At 53.2% G+C, this 21852-nt stretch carries 15 protein-coding genes; all 15 read left to right on the forward strand.

From position 1 onward, the window contains the following. Positions 1 to 188: 188 nt before the first annotated feature. Positions 189 to 1373: a polysaccharide biosynthesis/export family protein gene (locus tag CFB50_RS03805; protein ID WP_089444980.1), complete on the forward strand. Its 1185-nt coding sequence runs from the start codon at positions 189 to 191 to the stop codon at positions 1371 to 1373. A 2-nt stretch (positions 1374 to 1375) separates the two neighbouring features. Continuing rightward, entirely contained in the window at positions 1376 to 2485 is a 1110-nt protein-coding gene (locus CFB50_RS03810; RefSeq protein WP_089444981.1) for a hypothetical protein, read from the forward strand. Beyond that, the gene (locus tag CFB50_RS03815; protein WP_089444982.1) at positions 2475 to 3269 is read left to right on the forward strand and encodes an ABC transporter permease; all 795 of its coding nucleotides are present in this window, start codon (positions 2475 to 2477) and stop codon (positions 3267 to 3269) included. Before CFB50_RS03810 ends, CFB50_RS03815 begins: the two co-directional genes overlap by 11 nt. 7 nt (positions 3270 to 3276) lie before the next feature. Next, positions 3277 to 3930 (forward strand): ABC transporter ATP-binding protein, encoded by a 654-nt coding sequence (locus CFB50_RS03820; protein WP_089444983.1) that lies wholly within the window; start codon positions 3277 to 3279, stop codon positions 3928 to 3930. A gap of 344 nt (positions 3931 to 4274) precedes the next feature. Then, positions 4275 to 7997, forward strand: coding sequence for a rhamnosyltransferase WsaF family glycosyltransferase (locus CFB50_RS38505; protein WP_144020626.1), 3723 nt, complete (start codon positions 4275 to 4277; stop codon positions 7995 to 7997). A 360-nt stretch (positions 7998 to 8357) separates the two neighbouring features. Beyond that, positions 8358 to 9416, forward strand: coding sequence for a dTDP-glucose 4,6-dehydratase (gene rfbB, locus CFB50_RS03840; RefSeq protein ID WP_089444984.1), 1059 nt, complete (start codon positions 8358 to 8360; stop codon positions 9414 to 9416). 2 nt (positions 9417 to 9418) lie between these two features. Further along, entirely contained in the window at positions 9419 to 10309 is an 891-nt protein-coding gene (gene rfbD / locus CFB50_RS03845; protein ID WP_089444985.1) for a dTDP-4-dehydrorhamnose reductase, read from the forward strand. Continuing rightward, the gene (gene rfbA / locus CFB50_RS03850) at positions 10302 to 11210 is read left to right on the forward strand and encodes a glucose-1-phosphate thymidylyltransferase RfbA (RefSeq protein ID WP_256978726.1); all 909 of its coding nucleotides are present in this window, start codon (positions 10302 to 10304) and stop codon (positions 11208 to 11210) included. The genes rfbD and rfbA overlap by 8 nt, the downstream gene beginning before the upstream one ends. Then, a complete protein-coding gene (gene rfbC, locus CFB50_RS03855; protein WP_089444986.1) occupies positions 11207 to 11749 on the forward strand; it encodes a dTDP-4-dehydrorhamnose 3,5-epimerase in 543 nt (180 codons plus the stop codon). The genes rfbA and rfbC overlap by 4 nt, the downstream gene beginning before the upstream one ends. Next, the gene (locus CFB50_RS03860) at positions 11746 to 14034 is read left to right on the forward strand and encodes a glycosyltransferase family 2 protein (RefSeq protein ID WP_089444987.1); all 2289 of its coding nucleotides are present in this window, start codon (positions 11746 to 11748) and stop codon (positions 14032 to 14034) included. The genes rfbC and CFB50_RS03860 overlap by 4 nt, the downstream gene beginning before the upstream one ends. A gap of 296 nt (positions 14035 to 14330) precedes the next feature. Continuing rightward, on the forward strand, positions 14331 to 16631 hold the full coding sequence (locus CFB50_RS03865; RefSeq protein WP_089444988.1) for a glycosyltransferase family 2 protein: 2301 nt from the start codon (positions 14331 to 14333) through the stop codon (positions 16629 to 16631). A 129-nt stretch (positions 16632 to 16760) separates the two neighbouring features. Then, on the forward strand, positions 16761 to 17717 hold the full coding sequence (locus CFB50_RS03870; RefSeq protein WP_089444989.1) for a phytanoyl-CoA dioxygenase family protein: 957 nt from the start codon (positions 16761 to 16763) through the stop codon (positions 17715 to 17717). Positions 17718 to 18336: 619 nt separating this feature from the next. Continuing rightward, positions 18337 to 19542, forward strand: a complete 1206-nt coding sequence (locus CFB50_RS03875; protein WP_089444990.1) for a capsule biosynthesis protein — start codon at positions 18337 to 18339, stop codon at positions 19540 to 19542. After that, the gene (locus CFB50_RS03880) at positions 19535 to 20326 is read left to right on the forward strand and encodes an SDR family NAD(P)-dependent oxidoreductase (protein ID WP_089444991.1); all 792 of its coding nucleotides are present in this window, start codon (positions 19535 to 19537) and stop codon (positions 20324 to 20326) included. The genes CFB50_RS03875 and CFB50_RS03880 overlap by 8 nt, the downstream gene beginning before the upstream one ends. Beyond that, the gene (locus CFB50_RS03885) at positions 20323 to 21852 is read left to right on the forward strand and encodes an LTA synthase family protein (protein WP_089444992.1); all 1530 of its coding nucleotides are present in this window, start codon (positions 20323 to 20325) and stop codon (positions 21850 to 21852) included. Before CFB50_RS03880 ends, CFB50_RS03885 begins: the two co-directional genes overlap by 4 nt.

Consider the following 21852-nt stretch of genomic DNA (forward strand, 5'->3'; position numbering starts at 1 on the left):
CCAGACCGGCTCGCGTCTTAGCGGGCAAAGGGTTCGGCTGCGCGTAAGCCAGGGCTGCTGGACGGCGAAAACTCGAGGAACCCCAAGGGTCCCCATCGGTGTTTCGGATGCGCCATGCCGGTAAATTCACCGGTACATCTTACATTGTGCGGTAAAATCCGGCGGCCTTTGAATGACTGGATTGTTAAATGCAGAGTTTAAATCGCAGTGTGTGGTTGGCTGCTGCCATCGGCGGCACCATTGGCTTGGCTGCGTGTGGATCCATTCCCACGTCCGGGCCGAGTCGTTCCGAGATTAATGCCAGTGGTGCCGGCACAAATCAAGTCAGTTCGCAAGGAATCCAGGTCGTTGATGTGACCGATCAGGTGGCGCGGCAACTCTATGCCGGCCGCAAAAGTACGGATTTTGCTGCAACTCTAGGCGACAACTCGGCGTTTCAGCAACAGTTGGGTGTGGGCGACGTGGTCGAGGTGTCGATTTGGGAGGCGCCGCCTGCCACTCTGTTTGGCGGTGGTACGAGTGACGCACCGACGCCCAGCGGTGCACCGACTGGCGCGCGGCTGACCAAGTTGCCGACGCAAGTGATCGACGGCAACGGCAACATCCATGTGCCGTTCGTTGGTGCGATCAAGGCAACGGGCCGTTCGCCAAGCCAGTTGCAATCCTATATCGCAGCGCGTCTCAAGAATATCGCGCATGACCCGCAGGTTCTGGTGCAACTGGCGCGGAACGAAACCTCATATGTCACCGTGGTGGGAGACGTGTCGAGCAGCACGCGCATGCAGCTGAGTGCGCGTGGCGAACGCGTGCTCGACGCGCTCGCCGCGGCTGGCGGCACGAAGCAGCCGATCAACAAGACCATGATTCAGGTGACGCGCGGCGAAACCGTCGCGTTGGAACCGCTCGAAACGGTGATCCGCGACCCGCGCCAGAATGTACCGCTGAAGGCAGGTGACGTTGTCACCGCACTGTTCCAGCCCTACAGCTTTACTGCGTTTGGTGCGACCGGCAAGAACGAAGAAATCAATTTCGAGGCGCAGGGCATTACGCTGGCGCAGGCGTTAGCGCGTGCGGGTGGCCTGCAAGACTCGCGTTCAGATGCACAGGGCGTATTCATTTTCAGGTTGGAAGATCAGCAGGCGCTGAAGTGGCCCAATCAGCCGGTACGAACGACGGCAAATGGCAAAGTCCCGGTTATCTACCACATTAATCTGAAGGACCCTGACTCGTTCTTCGTAGCGCAGAGTTTCATGATGGACAACAAGGACGTCCTCTATGTTTCCAATGCGCCGGTGGCCGAGCTGCAGAAAGTGCTGAACCTGGTGTTCTCCGTTGCCTACCCGATCGTGTCTGGTGTTCAGACGTTCAAATAACTATGAAATTTCTGAAGCGTATTAACCGTTTGTTTTGGCTGACAGTTGTTATACCTACTGGCATCGCAATTATTTATTTTGGAATTATTGCGAGCGATAAATATACGTCCACCAGTAGTTTTTTGATTCGTAGCCCGCAGCAAAGCAGCGTATCCGGATTGGGTGGCTTGCTGAAAGGGGTTGGTGGATTTTCTAAGTCTGAGGGAGATGCATATACGGTTCAGAAGTATATTCTTTCTCGTGACGCGATGGCGGTGCTGAATCAGGAACAGCATATCAAATCGGCCTTTCAAAGTGGGTCCATTGATTTCCTGAATCGGTTCTCTGTGCTTGGGTTCGGTGATAGTTTGGAGGAGTTTTATCTCTACTACGGCAATAAAATTGTAGATGCAAAAGTAGATACCGACTCGCCTATCGTGACATTGAATACTCATGCATACGATGCACATCTTGCGTGGACTATGAATAAACGCTTGTTGGAGTTGAGCGAAAGGATCATCAATCAAATGAATGTACGCGCTCGCTCCGATCTGATCAACGCGGCCCAGCGCGATGTGGATCAGGCCAAAGAATACGATCGTATCGCCACATTGGCGCTGGCGCGTTATAGAAACACTGCAGGAGTGATCGACCCGGAACGTCAGTCGACTATTCCATTGCAACAGGTTGGAAAATTGCAGGATGATTTGATTGCAACCCGTGTACAGATTGCTCAAATGGAGCGGTTGTCACCTGCGAATCCGGGGCTGCCGACTTTGCGTGATCGTGCCAAATTGCTGCAGGAGGCAATCGATCAAGTAAATCAGCGCGTCGCAGGGGGCCAAGGAGGCGGATCTTTGGCCAGTAAGGCTGCCGAATTTCAACGTCTGACGCTTGAAAAGGATGTCGCCGATAAGATTCTCGCTGGGGCGATAACGATGCTGGATCAAGCTCGTGTCGAGGCTGAGCGCAAGCAGCTTTACCTCGAGCGTATTTCTGAACCCAGCTTGCCAGACCACGCGATGAGCCCCCGTCGTGGACGCAATATTCTTGCCACCTTTTTGTTTGGTTTGATCTTGTGGGGCGTGTTAACCATCGTTATTGGTGGAGTAAAAGAACACTATGACCGCTGAGCACCGTCCTCCGACCTTTCGGCATCAATTGCGTATCCAAATCCGAGTGATTTGGGCGTTGGTTATGCGTGAAATGATCACCCGCTTTGGTCGGGAAGGGCTCGGTGTATTGTGGATATTGGCCGAGCCCGCAATGTTTGTCGTTGGGGTGATGGTGATTTTTAGCCACGCCGAAAAAAGCACCAAATATTCGGTGGCGGAGTTCTTGGCGGTTAGTTATCCGACAGTGCTTTTCTGGCGAAATGCGACAAATAGAATGATGAAGGCGATTGAGTCAAATCGCACACTACTACATCACAAGCCGATTAGGCCGTTTGATATATTGTATTCGCGAATTATTCTTGAATTTGCGGGCGCTACTGCTTCGTTCATTGTTTTGTTTGTAATTTTGATCGTAATAGGTATTTGTCAATTTCCGGCGGACGTGTTGGAGATGATCGTTGGATATTTTCTAATAATTTGGTTTTCGTTCAGCTTTGTCATAACGATGGCGGCGTTGTCGGAGATGAGTGAGTCGATCGATAAAATTTCGCACATTATCCTCTACCTGATGGTGCCGTTCTCGGGGGTGTTTATTCCTCTGTATGCGCTTCCGCCGAAATTGATTGACTTGATGTTGTACTTCCCATTGATTAATGCGGTCGAATATTTCCATCACGGCTATTATGGTGACAGGATGCCGACATTTTACAATCTGGGCTACACAGTAGCGGTTCTGTCGTTTTTTACGCTCTTTTCTCTTTCGATCATGCATCTTGCCATTCGGCGAGTTCAGTTGAATTAAGGATAATATGATTGAGTTGCGTAATGTAACAAAACGTTATCCGATCCATCACGGGCGATCGCATCGGGAAATACTCAAGGGCGTTAATCTGCGTGTCCAGGCGGGGGAGCGATGGGGTATTCTCGGCCGAAATGGTGCGGGGAAATCAACGCTAATTCGAATTATTAGCGGCTCGGACCATCCGCATTCTGGTGAAATCATTAAGAACATGTCGGTTTCCTGGCCGCTGGCGTTTGGCGGCACGTTTCAGGGTAGTTTGACCGGTAAGGATAATGTTCGATTGATTTCTCGCGTGTACGATGTTGATTATCAAAAAACGCTTGAGCTGGTTGAGGAATTTGCTGAGCTTGGGGCGTATTTGAATGAGCCGTTTAAATCGTATTCGTCTGGTATGGCGTCGCGATTGGCGTTTGCAATATCAATGTCTATTGAATTCGATTGCTTTCTGATTGATGAGGGTATGTCGGTTGGGGATCATCGATTTCAGCAAAAATGTAATGTTGAGTTATTTGAGAAGCGTGGCGACCGTGCAATGATTATCGTTGCCCACCAGATAGATCTCATTCGAAATCATTGTAATCATGCTGCTGTTTTGGATGATGGGGTGCTTAAGGTTTGCGATACGGTTGAAGATGCAATCAATATGTACCACTCCCTTTGATCTTTTTGGGGGGGGGCGTCGATTGAGTGATGTCACTCCGCATTGCAGATATATCTGTGTTGTGGCGATCGAGCGGCAAATTGGTGTTCGTTGAAGTTGGTCGATTGGGGTGAGGCGCAGGACTGACGGGTTTCCGTTAATGCTGGCGTTTTTCGAAAACTGAATGTCGGGTGTTCTGGCAAATATGTAGCATATTTATGCTTCGGGGAAGTGGAAGGCCGGAGTGACGAGTCTGGTGATCATGGTGAATTTTTTTATATGCTTGGTCGCCGACGATGATAAAAATTACATTCTCCAGTCCGTGCTGTATGGCGTAATGCGTTTTGATAAAAGCATTCAATTAAATGTCTTTTGAGGGTGCCATGTTTTTTGGAAAAAGCGTCAGTAAATGGAAAATTGATGTCTTAAAGGGATCTCCCCTTTTTGATGCGGATGATTATGCCAAGGAGTTCGGATTGACCGCGGCGAGGGATCCTGTTCGACATTATTTGGAGAATTGGGCGCACTCATTGGCGAATCCTTCAAAATTTTTCGATGCCGCTTATTATCTGAAATTATATGGCGATGTTGCGGAGCACAAAATAAATCCATTGCTTCACTATTTGACGAATGGTTGGAAAGAAGGGCGTAGTCCGTCACCGTTGTTTGATCGAAATGAATTTTTGGCTGCGCACCCTTATGTGCAAGCTGGTTCGGTAGACTTGGCCGAATTCTGCATACGGGCGTATGGTGATTACAATTGGAAGGCTAGGCGTGCATTGCCTCCAGTCGCATCTGAGTCGACAAACAAGAAAGTTACGCCGGGAGTTGTGATTCCCGAGATTTCAATTCCCGATGTTGTGATGCCAGAGATTGTTATGCCTGAGGTTGCGGTGCCGGAAGTGGTTGCTGAGGATTCCAGTGACTCAGTGGCAAAGTTGTGTTTTTCCGAATTTGATCAAGAATATTATATTTCGACGTATCCCGATGTAAAGGCATCGGGAATGGATCCATACATCCATTACATGAATCACGGGTTTGCGGAAGATAGAAACCCTCGCCCCGATTTTGATGCATTTTTTTATAAGAATACATATCTAGAAGGGCGGAATGATATAAATCCGCTTGTTCACTATCTGAGCGTTGGGCGTAGCACAAATCTCAAGACACGCTCGGAGAATTCGAAAGTTATTGGCCTGCCGCACGATGAGGCTGTCGGCCTGTCGGTTTGCGTTCACGTTCATTGCTTCTATCCGGAGCTGCTTGGTGAAGTTTGCGCCGGGATTTTGAATTTCCCTGAGGGGAGTCATATTGTTGTAACTGTGTGTACCGAGGCGGACCGGCAGTATTGCTCAAAATATTTGACGCAATACGTTCCTCATTTTAGTAACGACGTTATCCTGGTTCAGAATCGAGGGCGTGATATAGCACCTTTTATTGTTGGGTGCGCTGACGTATGGAAGAAGTACGATGTTGTTTTGCATCTGCACACCAAGCGAAGTAAGCATATTTCTTGGGGCGATGCGTGGCGTAAATATATTTACGACCAAGTCATGGGTAGCAAGGATTTGGTTGCGGCGGTGCTTGGTAATTTTGCTCGTAATGAAGATCTGGGTGCGTTATACCCGGAGAATTATTACGATATTAAAAAATTCATCATTACCAATGCTAATACCGACGGTGTAAAGAGCGCTCTTCGATTTCTCGAGATTGACGAGGAATATTGCTCTGCGGAATTTGCTGCGGGTTCGATGGCGTGGTATCGAACGAGCTCGCTGGATTCATTGATCGAGAAAATTAATGACGTTGAGCTTTTTGAGTCGGAAGACGGTCAAGTTGATGGCACATTCGCGCACGCACTGGAGCGTGTGATACCCGCGCAAGTGCGGGCCAACGGGTATTCTGTCTGTGCGTACTCAACGCCGATTCGAACTTCGGTAGGAGAACCCCTTCCGGGGCCTGGGCGGGATTTTGGCAGTTCTTTTGTGACGGATGCGTGGCCACGCGACAGCGTTCGCGCTGTCCATCCTCCGCGTCCGCTGGCTCCTCCTAGCCGTAGTTTCAATAGCAAGTCCCTCGATATTCATTGGGTCATCCCAGGGTTTGGCAAGGGGGCTGGCGGGCATATGACCATTTTCCGAATGGTTAAATATCTTGAGGAATTTGGGCACCAACAAACAATATGGGTTCAAAATGCGAACCATATTCCAAATGAGGAAGTGGCTCGGCAGCAAATTATTGATTGGTATGTAAAAATCGGATCAAATGTCTCCGTTCTTTATCTGCCTGAAGATGTTCGACAGTTGTCCGGAGATGTGATTATTGCGACTGATTGCTGGACGGCATTCCCGGTCAGTCAAGCTCAGAAATTCAAAGAGAGATTTTATTTTATTCAGGATTTTGAGCCTGATTTTCATCCGGCTGGTGCAAATCGCTTGGTCGCGGAAAGCACCTATGATTTAGGGTTCTCGGCCTTGTGCGCTGGAGACTGGCTTGATGGCCTCATGACGGAACGGGGATGTTGGTCTCGCAGTTGGGATTTGGCTGCGGATCACGAAATATATTTTCCGGTTTCGTCCGGGAGTGGTGGTACTTTTCCGATGGCTCGGGAAGTGCAAATTGCTTTCTATGCGCGTCCGTATACGCCGAGGCGGGCAGTCGAATTGGGGTTTGCTGCGCTGGAAAGACTCAAGAAATCCGGTAGACGATTCCACGTTCATCTTTTTGGTGAACACAATATTGACGTTCCGTACGATTTTCCATGCACGCAGCATGGTGTTTTGTCTCACGAACAACTTGCTGTGTTGTATCAATCCTCGGATATTGGATTGGTTTACTCGGCAACCAATTATTCTCTGATTCCTCTAGAGATGATTGCTTGTGGATTGCCGGTGGTGGAATTGGATGTTCCAAGCACTCGTGCGATTTTTAAGAACGATGAGGTGGCTTTTGCGCCGCCGACTCCATATGGTATTGCTGATACGATTGAGGGGTTGCTGAATAATCCTGATAAGATGAATCGCCAGCGTGAAAATGGATTCACGTTTATTCGCAATAAATCTTGGGAAGGAAGTGCTCGCAAGGTCGAGGCGTCGATAATTGAGAAGTTGCGCGATCTTGGGTTCGGTGATGTCTCGTCGAAGATCTTCGCGCCGGCATTCATTTCGAAGCCGAAGGTTTCGGTATTTATTCCGACTTATAATGCCGGTAAGGAATTCGAGGCGGTTTTGAACTCCGTCGTTAGTCAGAAGACGGATTTTGAATATGATGTGCTTGTTATTGATAGTTCATCAACCGATGGCACTCCGGGGATTGTTGGAAAATTTGATTCGAAGAAGGTAAGACTTCATCAAATTGATAAGCGAGATTTCCAGCATGGACGTACTAGAAACCTCGGGATATCGATGACCGACGGCGACTATGTTGCCATTTTGACGCAAGATGCCATGCCGGCCAATGATGCGTGGCTTGCCTCGTTGGTCCGAGGTTTCAAACAAGGTGATCGTGTGGCTGGTGTCACGGGGCGACATCGGGCATATCCGACACATGGACCTTTTGTGTCGAGGGATATCGAAAATCATTTTGATAATTTGAAATTATTGCCATCGGTCATAGATTCGTCGGTTGGTCTGCCTAGTCATTATTTCCGAGGAAGTATTACATGGCGCATGCTGGCATATTTTTACTCGGATAATAATTCGGCAATGTCCCGTCGCGTGTGGAAGGATTTGCCTTATCCGGATATTGAGTGGGGCGAGGATTACGTATGGTCTGCGTCCGCGATCAAGGCTGGATATCAGAAGGCCTACGTCGACGATGCCGTCGTTTTCCATTCGCATGATCTGTCTGAGAAGGACACGTTCAAGGTTGCGATGGCCGAGGGGAAGTTCTGGGCGGCAGAGTTTGGAATTAAATTGCACACCGATGCATCCTCTGTGATTGCGCAAATGTGCGATATAGATCGTCGCTACGCAAGGGAGAACGGGATCGTGGAGAGCGTGCTGAAGCGAAGACTCAAATCTATCGATGCCCTCGTTCGAGGAAGAATGCATGGATGGAAGGAAAGTCAATCTCGAGATGTGAGCTAGAGGGCACTACGTTACCCGGCTACGTCTCGCATATTTTAGATAATCCGCGTGGTCACGCCGTGGCCACGCGCATAGGGAGGTGATGCGAGAATATGGGCGGCGGTATTAAATGTCATGCGGCCATGACTCGTATGTTGCCGGGTTGTAATGGAGTGTGTTGACTGAGATTCTTCTGGCGACGGTGGCGAGATTTGGTGTAATGCTATTTGTGAAATAAAGCGATATTTTTCTCCGTTTCAGATGATTTGAATTCGATGTGGTGCTGCATGGGAACTTGATGGCGGGTGTGCGAAGATTGCATGATCTTGATGTTGAGTTTTCGAGTGCCAATGTTCGATAGAACTTAAAAGGGTGCAGCGAGTGTTATTTGTTACGGGTGGGGCAGGATTTATTGGTGGGAATTTTGTTATTGACTGGTTGGCTCAGTCTGATGAGGCTATTGTTAACCTCGATAAATTGACTTATGCCGGAAATCTCGAAACGCTGAAATCGTTGGATGGCGATGCACGGCATCATTTTGCGCGTGGTGACATCGGTGATCGTCAGCTTATTTCGAAGCTGCTTTCCGAATATCGGCCGCGTGCCGTGATCAATTTTGCGGCTGAGTCGCATGTGGATCGATCGATTCATGGCCCGGGCGATTTTATTCAGACGAACGTTGTCGGTACGTTTAATCTTCTCGAATCGGTACGTGCCTACTGGTCAGACCTTGCGGCAGACGAGCGTCAGGCATTTCGCTTCCTGCATGTCTCTACCGACGAGGTGTTCGGCACACTTGGAGCCGATGATCCGCCGTTCGCTGAAACTAACTCGTACGAACCGAACAGTCCCTATTCGGCGAGCAAGGCGGCATCAGATCATCTGGTGCGCGCCTGGCACCATACGTATGGTTTGCCGGTTGTGACCACCAATTGCTCAAACAACTATGGTCCGTACCATTTTCCCGAGAAGCTGATTCCGCTGGTCATCCTGAATGCGCTCGCGGGCAAGCCGTTGCCGATCTATGGCGATGGCCAGCAGATTCGTGACTGGCTCTATGTCAAAGATCACTGCTCTGCAATTCGCACCGTTCTCGCCAATGGTGCGCTCGGCGAGACTTATAACGTTGGTGGCTGGAACGAGAAACGGAACATCGAAGTTGTGCATACGATCTGCGCGATCCTCGATGAACTGCAGCCTCGCGATGACGGTCAGCCGTATGCGACGCAGATCAGCTATGTACAGGATCGACCGGGTCATGATCGCCGTTACGCAATCGACGCTCGCAAACTCGAACGCGAACTCGGCTGGAAGCCCGCTGAAACCTTTGATACCGGTATCCGCAAGACCGTTGAGTGGTATCTGGAGAATCAGGGGTGGGTGAAGAACGTCACGAGTGGTCAGTATCGTACTTGGGTCGACCACCACTACGGAGAATGATGATGCCGCGGATCTTGATTACGGGTTCGAATGGACAGGTCGGCTTCGAATTGCGACGTGCGCTTGCTCCGCTTGGAGAGGTGATTGCGTTGACCCGGCGTGACGTGGACCTGGGCGATCCCGAGAATCTTGTTGCGGCACTGGATCTCCATCAACCCGATCTGATCGTCAATCCTGCCGCCTATACGGCAGTGGACAAGGCCGAAAGCGAGCCGGAGTTGGCCAGGGCAGTCAATGCCGGAGCGCCCGGCGCGATGGCCCAATGGGGGGCAGTGCGGAATGTGCCTCTTGTTCACTACTCGACTGATTATGTCTTCGAAGGCACCGGTGCGGCGTCGTATCGCGAAGATGCACCGGTTAATCCCCAATCTATCTATGGGGCGACCAAGTGCGAAGGGGAAAATGCAGTTCGGCAGGCCTTCGCGCAGCACCTGATTCTTAGGACGAGCTGGGTAGTGGGCGCGCATGGCGGAAATTTTCTCAAGACGATCTTGCGCCTTGCTCGGGAGCGGGATCAGCTTCGCATCGTGGCCGATCAGACGGGCGCGCCGACCTCGGCCGCGTTGATCGCCGATGTGACGGCTCATCTCATTGCCCGTTATTTTGCCGATCGTGAACACTTTGCGTTCGGTACATACCACCTTGCGGCGTCTGGCGAAACGAACTGGTGCGAGTACGCGCGTCACGTCGTGGCGCTTGCAGAAGCGCGAGGCCTTGATCTAAAGTTGCGCTCGACCGATATCGTGCCAATCGCGACGCATGAGTATCCGCTTCCGGCAAAGCGACCCATGAATTCACGTCTGGATTGCAGCAAACTGACGTCTACGTTCGGAATGACACTTCCCGATTGGCGAAATGGCGTTGACTACGTCTTCGAACAACTGCATGGCTGACTCGGAAAAAACAAGCATGAAGCGCAAAGGCATTATTCTCGCTGGAGGGTCGGGTACCCGTCTTTATCCGGCGACACAAGCGATCAGCAAGCAACTGCTGCCAATTTACGATAAACCGATGATCTATTATCCATTGAGCACGCTGATGCTAGCGGGAATTCAGGATATTCTGATCATCTCGACACCCCAAGATACGCCTCGCTTCGAGCAATTGTTGGGTGACGGATCGCAGTGGGGGATCCGTTTGCAATATAAGGTACAGCCCAGCCCGGACGGGCTTGCCCAAGCGTTCCTGCTGGGTGAGTCCTTCATCGACGGCGACGCTTCGGCGCTGATTCTTGGCGATAACATTTTCTATGGTCATGATCTCGGTGGTCTGTTGAAGGGGGCGGCCGACCAAACGTGGGGCGCGCAGGTCTTCGCCTATCATGTCCAGGATCCGGAGCGGTATGGTGTTGTCGAGTTCGACTCGTCCGGCAAAGCGATCAGTATCGAAGAGAAGCCAGAGATTCCGAAATCGCACTACGCGGTGACTGGGCTCTATTTCTACGATCAGCAGGTGGTGGACTTTGCGAAATCGTTGAAGCCGTCGCACCGCGGCGAACTGGAAATTACCGATCTTAACGCCCTGTACTTGAGGGATGGCATGCTAAATGTGCAGACCATGGGGCGTGGTTTTGCATGGCTCGATACCGGCACGCACGATTCGATGCTCGAGGCCTCGCACTTCATTGCAACGATGGAGCATCGGCAAGGATTGAAGATTGCGTGCATCGAAGAGATTGCATATCGATTCGGTTATATCGACGACGAGCAACTTGACCGTCTGGCGCAACCACTCAGCAAAAACGGCTATGGCCGTTACCTGAAGAATATCCTGAAAGAAGGAAAAGCCCGGTGAATGTAATAGCGACTGCCATTCCGGACGTTAAGATTTTCGAGCCGAAAGTATTCGGTGATGCGCGTGGCTTCTTCTTCGAGAGCTTCAATCACCGCGTGTTCGAAGAAGCGATTGGGCGTTCCATTGAGTTCGTCCAAGACAATCATTCGAAATCTGCGAAGAACGTCGTGCGAGGGCTGCACTATCAAATCAATCACGCACAGGGAAAGCTGGTTCGAGTAGTGGCAGGGGAAGTGTTCGATGTCGCGGTCGATATTCGTCGCGATTCGCCGACGTTCGGTCGATGGGTCGGTGTCATGCTGTCTGCCGAGAACAAGCGGCAACTGTGGATTCCCGAGGGTTTTGCGCACGGCTTTGTTGTCGTTTCCGATGCAGCAGAGTTTTTGTATAAGACCACCGATTACTGGTATCCGGATGCTGAACGAGCGATCCGCTGGGACGATCCGACGCTCGCGATCGAATGGCCCATCTCCGGTGAGGCAATGGTGTCCGGCAAGGACGGCGCGGCTCCTGCTTTCAAGGATGCTGAGTACTTTTGAGTCGCTTTCTGCGCAAGTTCATGTTTGACTTCAATGCCCTGCGCCTGACGTGGGGGATGCCTTTCTTGGTCGATCTGCCGGATGCCGAAACGCATGTGCCGGAAAATCGGCCGAGATCCAGGGCTTATTTGATCAATGTCCAATTGCTGCCAGGTTGGTACATGATCGAGCTTCGTGTGAATGGTCAGGTGGCGCAGGTGCCGGCCCGGTTAAAGCTGAACACCGGGTCGCTTTCTGCCGTGCTTGCAATGGAGCTCAGCGCCCGGCAAGTCAGTAAGCGGCTTGTATATCTCCCGGCGCGTGGAAAGATCGAAATCGAGCTTGACCTCGATGATCCGTCTGTCGACCGAATCGATACGTTTCGCCTTGTCAGGGTAACGACGCGGTTTGCCCGTTCGCGCATCATGACCAAACTGGAGGCACTGCACCCCAAGTACAAGCCATGCGGCGATGACTACGAACTGACGGATGTTCGTCACAGTCGCGTCGATCTTGCACGGGCATGGCGCGACTACTGCGGCCTGTTCGATGAATCTGAACTGCTGGTTGGATACCCAGACTGGGTTCGACACTTCGATACGCCGAGCTCTGACACGTATCGTGTGATGAAGGACAATCTGCGCTACTTCACGACTTGCCCGGTCTTCGCGATTGGCATGGAGGTGTCCGACGCACCGTTGCCGCATTTGGAGGCGGCAATTCGTTCGGTCTCAGCTCAGATTTACCCGCACTGGCAACTGCTGGTTGTTGATCGACGCCCTAGCTCCGATCGCTCTGAACTGATTCCGCGCGACCTACGTGCTGATTCTCGTATCCGTGTAATTTCTGGTCGATTGTCGACGGAGACACATTCGACGCTTGATCGGAAACTCGCCGAAAGTGGCAGTTGGGTCGTGTTTCTGGGGCAGTGCGATGTACTTCCGCAGCACGGCCTGTATGTCGTGGCTGACTCGATTAACCGACGCCCCGATGTCGACTTGATCTATTCGGATGAAGACTGCATTGACGTCGACGGAATTCGACACAGCCCCCGTTTCAAAAGCGACTGGAACGAGGATCTGATGCTCTCCTCGGATCTGTTTACCGGTCTAGGTGCTTACCGAACGGAAGTTTTCGTGTCATCTGGCGGGCGGGATCAGCGCCACGGGGCAGCGTCGAATTATGACATGACACTTCGCTGTCTCTCGCATACGAGCCGAGACAGGATCCTGCACATTCCGCGTGTGCTTTATCACTCCCGTGCGCAATCCGATTCAATTCAAGATCCGGTTGTCCGGCGCAATGCGCGCGATGCAAGCCGGATGGCAGTCGTACGTCACCTGTCGCGGGCCGGTGTTCAAGCAACGGTTTCGTCGACGGATTACGGCAGGCACATACAGTATCCGTTGCCGGAGAAGGTGCCGCTCGTCACGCTCGTCATTCCTACTCGCAACGGGTTCGAGTTACTTAGCCGCTGTGTCAATTCGATTATCGAAAAAACTCGCTATCGTGCCTTCGAAATCATCATTGTCGACAATGGCTCCGACGACCCGGAAACGCTCGACTATATGGAGAGGCTTTCGATCGACCACGGTGTACGTATCCTCAGGGACGATCGGCCGTTCAATTACTCCGCTCTCAACAATCGTGCGATAGATATTGCCCGGGGCGAATTCGTCGCCCTGGTCAATAATGACGTGGAGATCATCGACGGCGATTGGCTTGACGAAGTGATGGGACACGCGCTGCGTCCGGAAGTCGGCGTTGTCGGCGTCAAGCTTCTCTATTCGAACGGAACCGTTCAGCATGCGGGAGTCATAGTCGGGCTCAGCGGCTGCGCCGATCATCTGCATCGCGGGTTGGGTCGAGATGAACCGGGATATCAGGCGCGAGCGGTAACGACGCAGTCACTGTCCGCGGTAACCGGTGCATGCCTCGTCGTCCGGCGATCGCTATATCTGCAGCTGGGTGGATTGAACGAGCACGATCTCGCAGTTGCATTCAACGACGTCGATTTTTGCCTCCGCGTTCGACAAGCGGGCTACACGGTGCTCTGGACGCCGCATGCCGTGCTGTATCACCACGAGTCCGCAACACGAGGCAGGGACGATACCGTGGAGAAGATCGCTCGGGCTAATCGAGAGATCGATTACATGCGCCAACACTGGCCGGACCTGATCGCGAATGACCCCGCCTATAACCCGAACCTGTCCTTGGACCGATTCGACTGTCAGTTGGCGTGGCCGCCGCGGGTCGCGTCGCTCAGGCGCCTCGCGCTCAATGCGCCTAGAGTGACCGCGACTTGAGTATAGATTCCGGGCAAGAGACTTGTTTATGCTTGCCCAGAGCTGATCCAAATGTTCTTCGACCGCTCGCACAAGTCGGGCGCGGGGAACAATTGCATGACACTGTGTGTACTCTAGCGAGTGCTGGCCCCGGGGGCGCCGTGGTCTCGCTGAGTTGGACAGCGGCTCCCACGTCTCTGCCGGCGCCTGCTTGCGCGGGTCGCCGCGCACCTCATTAATAATCCTCCACAGGCCGAGTGTGCTTCGCGTGCGGGCTTGCTACATGGTCGACCCAGATTCATCTACTTTTGGACAACATGAAAGCGTTCTTCCTGTCGATAGTTCGTCGAACCGTTCGATTCAAGGTCAATCCAGTTCGGGATCTGGCTTTGTCAGGGACGACGTCTTTCGACTGGACGTCGACGGGTGATCATCCGGTCTTTGACCTTGAGCCGGATAGCGTGGGCGAAGCTGTTCCATCGGGCTGGGTCTATGTCGAGGCCAGGATGATGCGACGGGGAGCGCATCTGGTGGCTAGACTCTACATTGATACAGGCGCGGGCTTTACGGATGCGGAATCCATCGTCCTTCCCGCAACTCGCGCGGGAAACATCAAACAGATCATCAAGATTCCGCGCGGCACCCTTCGTTTGCGTCTGGCTCCCATGCAGAGTGAGGGTGTTGTTCGGTTGGATTTTCTGCGAATAACAGGAATATCTGCCGTGGAAAGAATTGTCCGAATGACGGAGTGGGTGGCTGGTGATATAATAAAATTCAAAAATACTGATCGAGCAAAAAAATATAATATTACCTGGGTGCGTTTGTTGGTTGATTTGAAGGGGGCGTATGAGGATTGCGCGAAATTGCGATTCCATTCAGCGCCTTTGGATTACGACGCGTACGTAAGAAAGTTTGATACTCTGCGTCAGTCCGATGTTGATTCGATTCGGCGGCATATCGGCTTGTTGGCAAAGCGGCCACCGATTTCCATTCTGATTTCCGTGTGTGGAGCGCCGGTTGATCGTCTGAAATCAGCCGTTCAGTCTGTTGTTGAGCAGATTTATGAAGAATGGGAGTTGTGTATCGCTGTCGATGAGGATGGCGATCCAAAAACCGCTTCATATCTGAAGTCTCTTTCCGAGAGTGATGGTCGGGTAAAGGTTGCTTTTCTGAGTGCGAGCGGGTCCGTGTCGACTGCAAAGAATGGCGCCTTGAAGTTGGCGACGGGGGAGTTTGTTACGATTCTTGACCCGAAAGACACTATTTCCGCTGCTGCGCTATATTTCATAGTCGCGAAAATCAACGACATTGACAATCTGAATGTCATCTATTCGGATACCGATGAAATTGATGAAGATGGGGTTCGTGGTAACGTCTGCTTCAATAGTTCATGGAATCCGGATTTATTTTTTTCTTCTGACAAGATTTCTCGCTCGGCTACTTACAGAACATCACTCGTGCGCGAAATAGGTGGGTTCCGGACCGAGTACGAGGGCGGGCAGGACTATGACCTTGCGCTCAGGTGTGTGAAAAAAAGTGCGTCTTCTCAGATATGTCATATTCCACGCGTGCTCTATCATTTTCGTCGGCGTGGCGAGCCTGGCTCAGCCGATTCAAATGTGGAAAATAATTCATGCATAGCGAGGGAGCGGGCGCTTTCGGAGTTTTTCAGAGATCAGCCTGGGGTGAGTGTTTCCCGCGGAGATATGACTGGAACCTATCGGGTGAGATATCCGATTCCAACGCCTGCGCCCAAGGTCACTGTGATCGTGCCGACTCGAGATGGTGGTCCACTGTTGAAAAAATGCATACATAGCATTTTCGGTGGGACCGTTTATGATAATTTGGAAGTTATTGTTGTAGATAATCAGAGTCGAAATCGGGAGACGATCGATTTTCTTCAATCATTGTCAAAGAAAAGTAATGTCTCCGTGTTGAGATATGATTTTCCGTTCAATTATTCTTCGATAAATAATTTTGCGGAAAAGCATGCTTCCGGCGATGTATTGTGCTTTCTCAATGATGACGTTGAGGCAATCGAGTCGGAATGGCTAAGTGAGATGGTCTCGCATGCCTTGCGCCCAGATATTGGCGCTGTGGGAGCAAAACTTCTTTATGCCGATGGATTTATTCAGCATGCGGGCGTCGTGATGGGCATCGGTGGGTTCGCGAGTCACGCTCATCGGTTATATCCCGCGACGCATCCGGGATATGCTGGAAGAGCACTTCTTGTGCAAAATTTTTCGGCCGTCACCGGGGCGTGTCTCGTAATGCGCCGAGATGTATTCCGTGCTATCGGTGGTTTTGATGAGGACAATCTTCCGGTTGCATTTAATGATGTGGATTTGTGTCTCCGTGTCCGAGAGGCGGGCTATAGGGTCTTGTGGACTCCGTACGCAATCTTGCATCACTACGAGTCCTACAGTAGAGGGGATGATCAAATGTCTCCTGAAAAGCGTGCCAGATTCAATCGAGAGAAGAATTTCATGCTTTCCCGGTGGAAAACCGACCTGTTGAATGATCCGTATTACAATCAAAATCTGACGCTCGATCGGGAGGATTTTACTATTGCTGATTTTCCGAGATTATATGAGCCTTGGCGCACGAGAGCGGTTTGAGTGCCTTCCGCCGGCCGCCTAGGGCCTTCTTCGGGATGAGTGTCGTGCAGTGGTTTTGGGTTCGCTGCTCCATCGCATCTCTATGGCGACTCGGAGTATATTGAATAAAGTAACGTCGAAGGAAGATCCATGGATGTAAAGAAACGTCTGCTGCCCGGCATTCCGTTGATTGAGTCGCCACTTTTCGATACCGAGATTTCCCAGGCGGAGTTGACACCCGAAGAGCGTGAGATTGCAGGCGCACTGAACCGTAACGGCTACGCGGTGATCGATTTTCCCGATCCTGAGCTCGATGCGCGGATTGCACGTATTCGTGAACGCCTGGCTCCGCTGTTTGCTGACACCGGACTGAGTGACGATGGTGTGTTTCATGCTGCTGGTCGCATCCAGGATGCGTGGATAAACGACCCCGATGTGAAGGCAATTGCCACCAATGTGCAGATGCTGGATTTGCTCGGGCGCTTGTATGGTAGGACTGCTTTCCCGTTCCAGACACTCAATTTCCGGGTCGGTACTCAGCAAAAGCTGCACACCGATGCGGTGCATTTCTCGTCAATTCCTCAACGCTTCATGTGTGGGGTGTGGGTTGCGCTCGAAGATATCTCTTCGGAGGCCGGGCCGCTTCAACTGGTTCCCGGATCGCACAACTGGCCCATCATCGACAATGCGACGGCAGGCCGACGAGGGTTTGGGGTGTCCAGTGAGTCGGCGCAGTTGCCGTATCAGGAAATCTGGGATGCCATGTTGGAGGCAAAGGGCGCCAGCATTAAGACTTTCGAGGCACGCAAGGGGCAAGCGTTGATCTGGTGCGCCAACCTGTTGCACGGGGGAAGTCCGCAAATCGACCCTGCGATGTCACGCTGGTCGCAGGTAACGCACTATTTCTTCGACGATTGTATTTACTATACGCCAGCGTTTTCCGACGAATACCTTGGGCGCTTGCAACTCCGCGATCTGGTCAGCGTGGTCGACGGCGCACGAAAACGTAACTCGTATCTGGGCGAGGAGATTGTGTCGCCGGCCTCGGGTGCAAGTAAGTCGCAAACCCTCACGGGAAGGTTGCGCAACTGGATGCGTCGCTTTTGAGTCCGTTTCTAAGATCGCCTAGTTGGAGTTGGTGCTCGCAACCGACCAAGGTCCCTTGGGTTTGACGATGAGGCTGAGTCGAATGACGGGCGCGTGAAGCCATGCGCGTCGAGCTTCAACGGCTGATCTTGTGGCGTGCCGGCAAAAGTTTCGGCGTGTAAGCGTTCCTATGACGGGGTGCCCTACGGCGCGCCGTGGTTCGCCGACTCTTGAACTGGAACGGTTGAGGTGTGATCGATGCGGTCTTGATTGGCATGTCGGATTCGCCACGGTGTGAGGGCAGCATCTGCGCAGTCCGGTGATGCGCGAGGCGGCGAAGGGGGCACGACTTGCGATTGGCGATTGGCGGGCGGATGCCGGCCCTACGTCGAGCGGGCTCATCCGCAAGAATGTGACGCACGTACGAAATCGTTTTTGACGGGCGAGAGATGTCGTTTTTTTGACGACGGCAGATATTTCTCGTTTGTAATGCAATGCGGTATCCTCCACACCTCCGGCGGTCATTGTCGCCTCATTCAGCCACAGAGTCTGGCGCGAAAGGTTGCGTTCATTACATTTTACTTTCAATAACATTGCGCAAACATTTCGTTCTTCTTCTGGCTTCCATTCAATAACCTAGATGCCGCGCTCGTTTCTCGTGCTGCAAGGCACTGCCTCGCTTTTTTTCTATCGACTCTCGCGTGCGCTACGGAGCAGGGGATTTGCCGTCTACCGCGTTAATTTTTGCGGTGGCGACATGCTGTATGGTGGAGTCGGGACTGTTTTAAATTATAGCGGCGGGGTCGAGGGTTTGCCGCAATGGTATGACGATATCGTGCGACGGGAGGGGATCACCGACGTCATCATGTTCGGCGACTGCCGCGACATCCATCGCGAGATGCTGGCAGTCTCGACGGCGCACGGCTTGCGTGTCCACGTGTTCGAGGAAGGCTACGTTCGACCGCACTGGATCACGCTGGAGCGTCACGGCGTCAACGGGCGCTCGTTGCTGCCGCGCGACCCCGCATGGTACCTGCAGCAACGCAGCGTAACGCCCCCCGCCAAGCAGTGGAAGGCTACGGGCTACAACCTGTACGAGCGGGCCTTCCATGACATCACGTATCGTTTTGCGAACACGGTATGCTGGCCCCGGTTCCCGAAGTATCGCAGCCACCGGCCGAAAAACGGCTTCTTCGAATATTCAGGGCTGGCCGTTCGGATGCTTTTGCAGCGCAAGCATCGACGCGAAGCGGAGATGGTTACGCGCGAGTTGCTCGACACCGGACGGAGTTACTACCTGTTTCCGCTGCAATTGAATTCGGATGCGCAAATCGTCGTGCATTCGTCTTTCGATGGGATTCGAGCAGCGATCAGCCATGTTGTGGAGTCTTTCGCGCGATACGCGCCGCAAGATGCGTTGTTGGTGATCAAAAATCACCCATTGGATACCGGCCTGATCGAGTATCGGAATTTTTCGCTTAAAATTGCGCGTGCCGCAGGCATGGAGAACCGGATTCGTTTCATCGATGCCGGCCATCTTCCGACATTGCTTGAACATGCGCGTGGGGTCGTGGTGATCAACAGCACGGTCGGCTTGTCCGCGCTGCATCACAAGCGGCCGCTGGTTGCACTTGGCTCGGCTATCTACAATTTCAGCGGCCTGACCTGGCAGGGTGCCCTCGACGACTTTTGGCTTGGAGGCGTGCCGCCAGAAATGGATCTCTATCACGCGTTCCTCGACTACGTGATGCATCACACCCAGATCAACGGCGATTTCTACACCCGAACCGGTATTGCGATGGCCATTGCCGGCGCGGTCGCCCGGCTAGAGCGTGCGGATGGCTAAGGCGTCGGTTCGGCACGTCGTTGTCACCGGCGCGAGCGCGGGTATCGGTCGCGCTCTTGCGCTCGCATACGCGCAGCCTGGTGCCGTACTCGGCATCGCTGGCCGGAACGAAGCGCAACTCGAATCGACCGCCATGGCTTGCAGGGCGCGCGGCGCGACAGTGATCGTCGGTATCGTCGACGTCCGGGAGTCCGGCCCGATTCGCGCCTGGCTGCATCGCTTCGACGATCAGTATCCGATCGACCTGCTCATCGCCAACGCCGGCGTCGCGAGTACGCTGTCCTCCGCATCCGACTGGGAAGATCTCGACCGTATTACCAGTGTCGTCGACACAAATTTCTACGGTGCGATGCACACCGTCCTCCCGATTGTCGAACGCATGCGCATCCGCAAGCGTGGCCGCATCGCCGCAGTCAGCTCTCTGGCAGCCCTGCGCGGCATGGCTATCTCGCCCGCATACTGCGCGAGCAAATCGGCGATCAAGGCCTACGCCGATTCCGTCCGCCCGCTTCTGAAGCGCGATGGCGTCGGTGTCTCGGTCATTCTTCCCGGCTTCGTCAAAACGTCGATGAGCGACGTGTTCCCGGGCGACAAGCCTTTCATGTGGACTGCTGATCAGGCTGCCGCATATATTCGTAGAAAGCTCGATATCGGGCGTGCGGAAATCGCGTTTCCGGGCCTGCTTGCATTCGGAATGCGCATCCTGGCCCTGCTGCCTATCACGCTGGCCGATGCGATTCTCGACAAGCTTTCGTATCTGCCCGGCAAGGAAGACGTAAATTGACGGGCGCAATCTGGCTCGCGTTCGCCGTTGCGGCCGGCGCGTCGTTTCTGCCGGACCGGATCGCAGTTCCGCGCGCTCCATTGCGGCGTCGCGCTGATGCGCTGCTTTTGCATGTGCTTTCGGTAGTATTCCTTGCGTCGCTGATGTTGCTCGTCACTGCGCGTCCAATCTTCTCGTCGTCCGTCGCGGTTGCGCTGGTCGGGCTCGTTGCGGTCGTGAGCAACGCAAAATATGAATCCCTGCGTGAACCGTTCGTTTTTACCGACCTCAGCCTCTTCAGCCAGTTATTCTCGCATCCGCGGCTCTATCTGCCGTTCCTGAGCACGGGCAAGATCGTTGCCATCGGCGTGGGGATCGTGTTGGTCGTCGCCGGCTATCTCGCCGAGGCGCCCGTCACGCCGCGTCCGGTGCGCGCGCTGGCGGTCGTGGTTGCGTTCACATTCTTACTGACGCGATACATTGCAGCTCGCCTGCCATTGCTGCTCGACGCAGAGGAAGATCAGTGCCGTCACGGTTTTTTCGCAGTCTTCATCGCATACTTGCTGAACGGCATGCGGCCCGCGACTTTCGCAGCGTTCCGGCGCGCGGTCGAAGCGGGACCGTTCGCGACCGGTACGCCGGCGCTGAGCCCTGACGTCATCGTGATCCAGAGCGAGTCGCTGTTCGACGTGCGACGTATTTCACCGGCGATCACCCCCACCGTGCTTTCCCATTTTGATCGGGCAAGAAGCGAGGCGGTCTGTTACGGCGAGCTTTCGGTGCCGGCGTGGGGCGCAAATACGATGCGCACCGAATTCGCGATGCTGACCGGCCTGGCATATGAACAGCTCGGCTACGCGCGTTTTTATCCCTATGCTTTTGTGCGTCGCGCGTGCGCATCGATTGCACGCTGGTTCGGGCAGGCTGGCTACGGCACGGCTGCAATTCACCCGTACTACGCTGATTTCTTTGGTCGTAACCGCGTATTCCCGTTACTCGGATTCGACAAGTTCCTCGATATAGAACACTTCGCCGATGCGCCGCGAGCCGGCCCGTATATCTCCGACGCGGCCGTGCTGGATGCCGTGCTTACCGAACTGGAAGCTGCGCGCGACAAGCCGCGTTTCGTGTTCGCGATGACGATGGAAAATCACGGCCCGCTGCATTTGGAGCAGGTTTTGCCTGGGGAATCGTCTTCAAGGCATACTCTGGGCGAGGGCACTGCCTGGCGCGACCTGACTGCATACCTGCGCCATATTGAAAACGCCGACGCAATGATCGGGCGCTTGCTCGATCATTTGCGCGCCAGCGATCGTGAAACAGTCGTTTGTTTTTACGGCGACCATGTTCCCGCGTTACCTCACGTATTCGAAAAGCTGGGCGTTTCTCCACAAACCAGCGACTACTTCATTTGGCGAAATTACGGCACAGATGCTCCCGAATGCCGGAATTTGGCAGCCGAAGAGCTTGGGGCGGCACTGCTGAGTGTGGTACAAGATGACGGAAATCGCGCGGAAGAACCGCACGCATCCGAGAAAGCGACATAA

The sequence above is a fragment of the Burkholderia sp. AU33423 genome (genome assembly GCF_002223135.1).
GTDB classification, from domain to species: domain Bacteria; phylum Pseudomonadota; class Gammaproteobacteria; order Burkholderiales; family Burkholderiaceae; genus Burkholderia; species Burkholderia lata_D.

Bases quoted from the DNA above. Each gene is read 5' to 3' on its own strand.
- CFB50_RS03805 (WP_089444980.1), top strand. From the start codon at position 189: ATGCAGAGTTTAAATCGCAGTGTGTGGTTGGCTGCTGCCATCGGCGGC.
- CFB50_RS03810 (WP_089444981.1), top strand. From the start codon at position 1,376: ATGAAATTTCTGAAGCGTATTAACCGTTTGTTTTGGCTGACAGTTGTT.
- CFB50_RS03815 (WP_089444982.1), top strand. From the start codon at position 2,475: ATGACCGCTGAGCACCGTCCTCCGACCTTTCGGCATCAATTGCGTATC.
- CFB50_RS03820 (WP_089444983.1), top strand. From the start codon at position 3,277: ATGATTGAGTTGCGTAATGTAACAAAACGTTATCCGATCCATCACGGG.
- CFB50_RS38505 (WP_144020626.1), top strand. From the start codon at position 4,275: ATGTCTTTTGAGGGTGCCATGTTTTTTGGAAAAAGCGTCAGTAAATGG.
- rfbD (WP_089444985.1), top strand. From the start codon at position 9,419: ATGCCGCGGATCTTGATTACGGGTTCGAATGGACAGGTCGGCTTCGAA.
- rfbA (WP_256978726.1), top strand. From the start codon at position 10,302: ATGGCTGACTCGGAAAAAACAAGCATGAAGCGCAAAGGCATTATTCTC.
- CFB50_RS03865 (WP_089444988.1), top strand. From the start codon at position 14,331: ATGAAAGCGTTCTTCCTGTCGATAGTTCGTCGAACCGTTCGATTCAAG.
- CFB50_RS03870 (WP_089444989.1), top strand. From the start codon at position 16,761: ATGGATGTAAAGAAACGTCTGCTGCCCGGCATTCCGTTGATTGAGTCG.
- CFB50_RS03875 (WP_089444990.1), top strand. From the start codon at position 18,337: ATGCCGCGCTCGTTTCTCGTGCTGCAAGGCACTGCCTCGCTTTTTTTC.
- CFB50_RS03880 (WP_089444991.1), top strand. From the start codon at position 19,535: ATGGCTAAGGCGTCGGTTCGGCACGTCGTTGTCACCGGCGCGAGCGCG.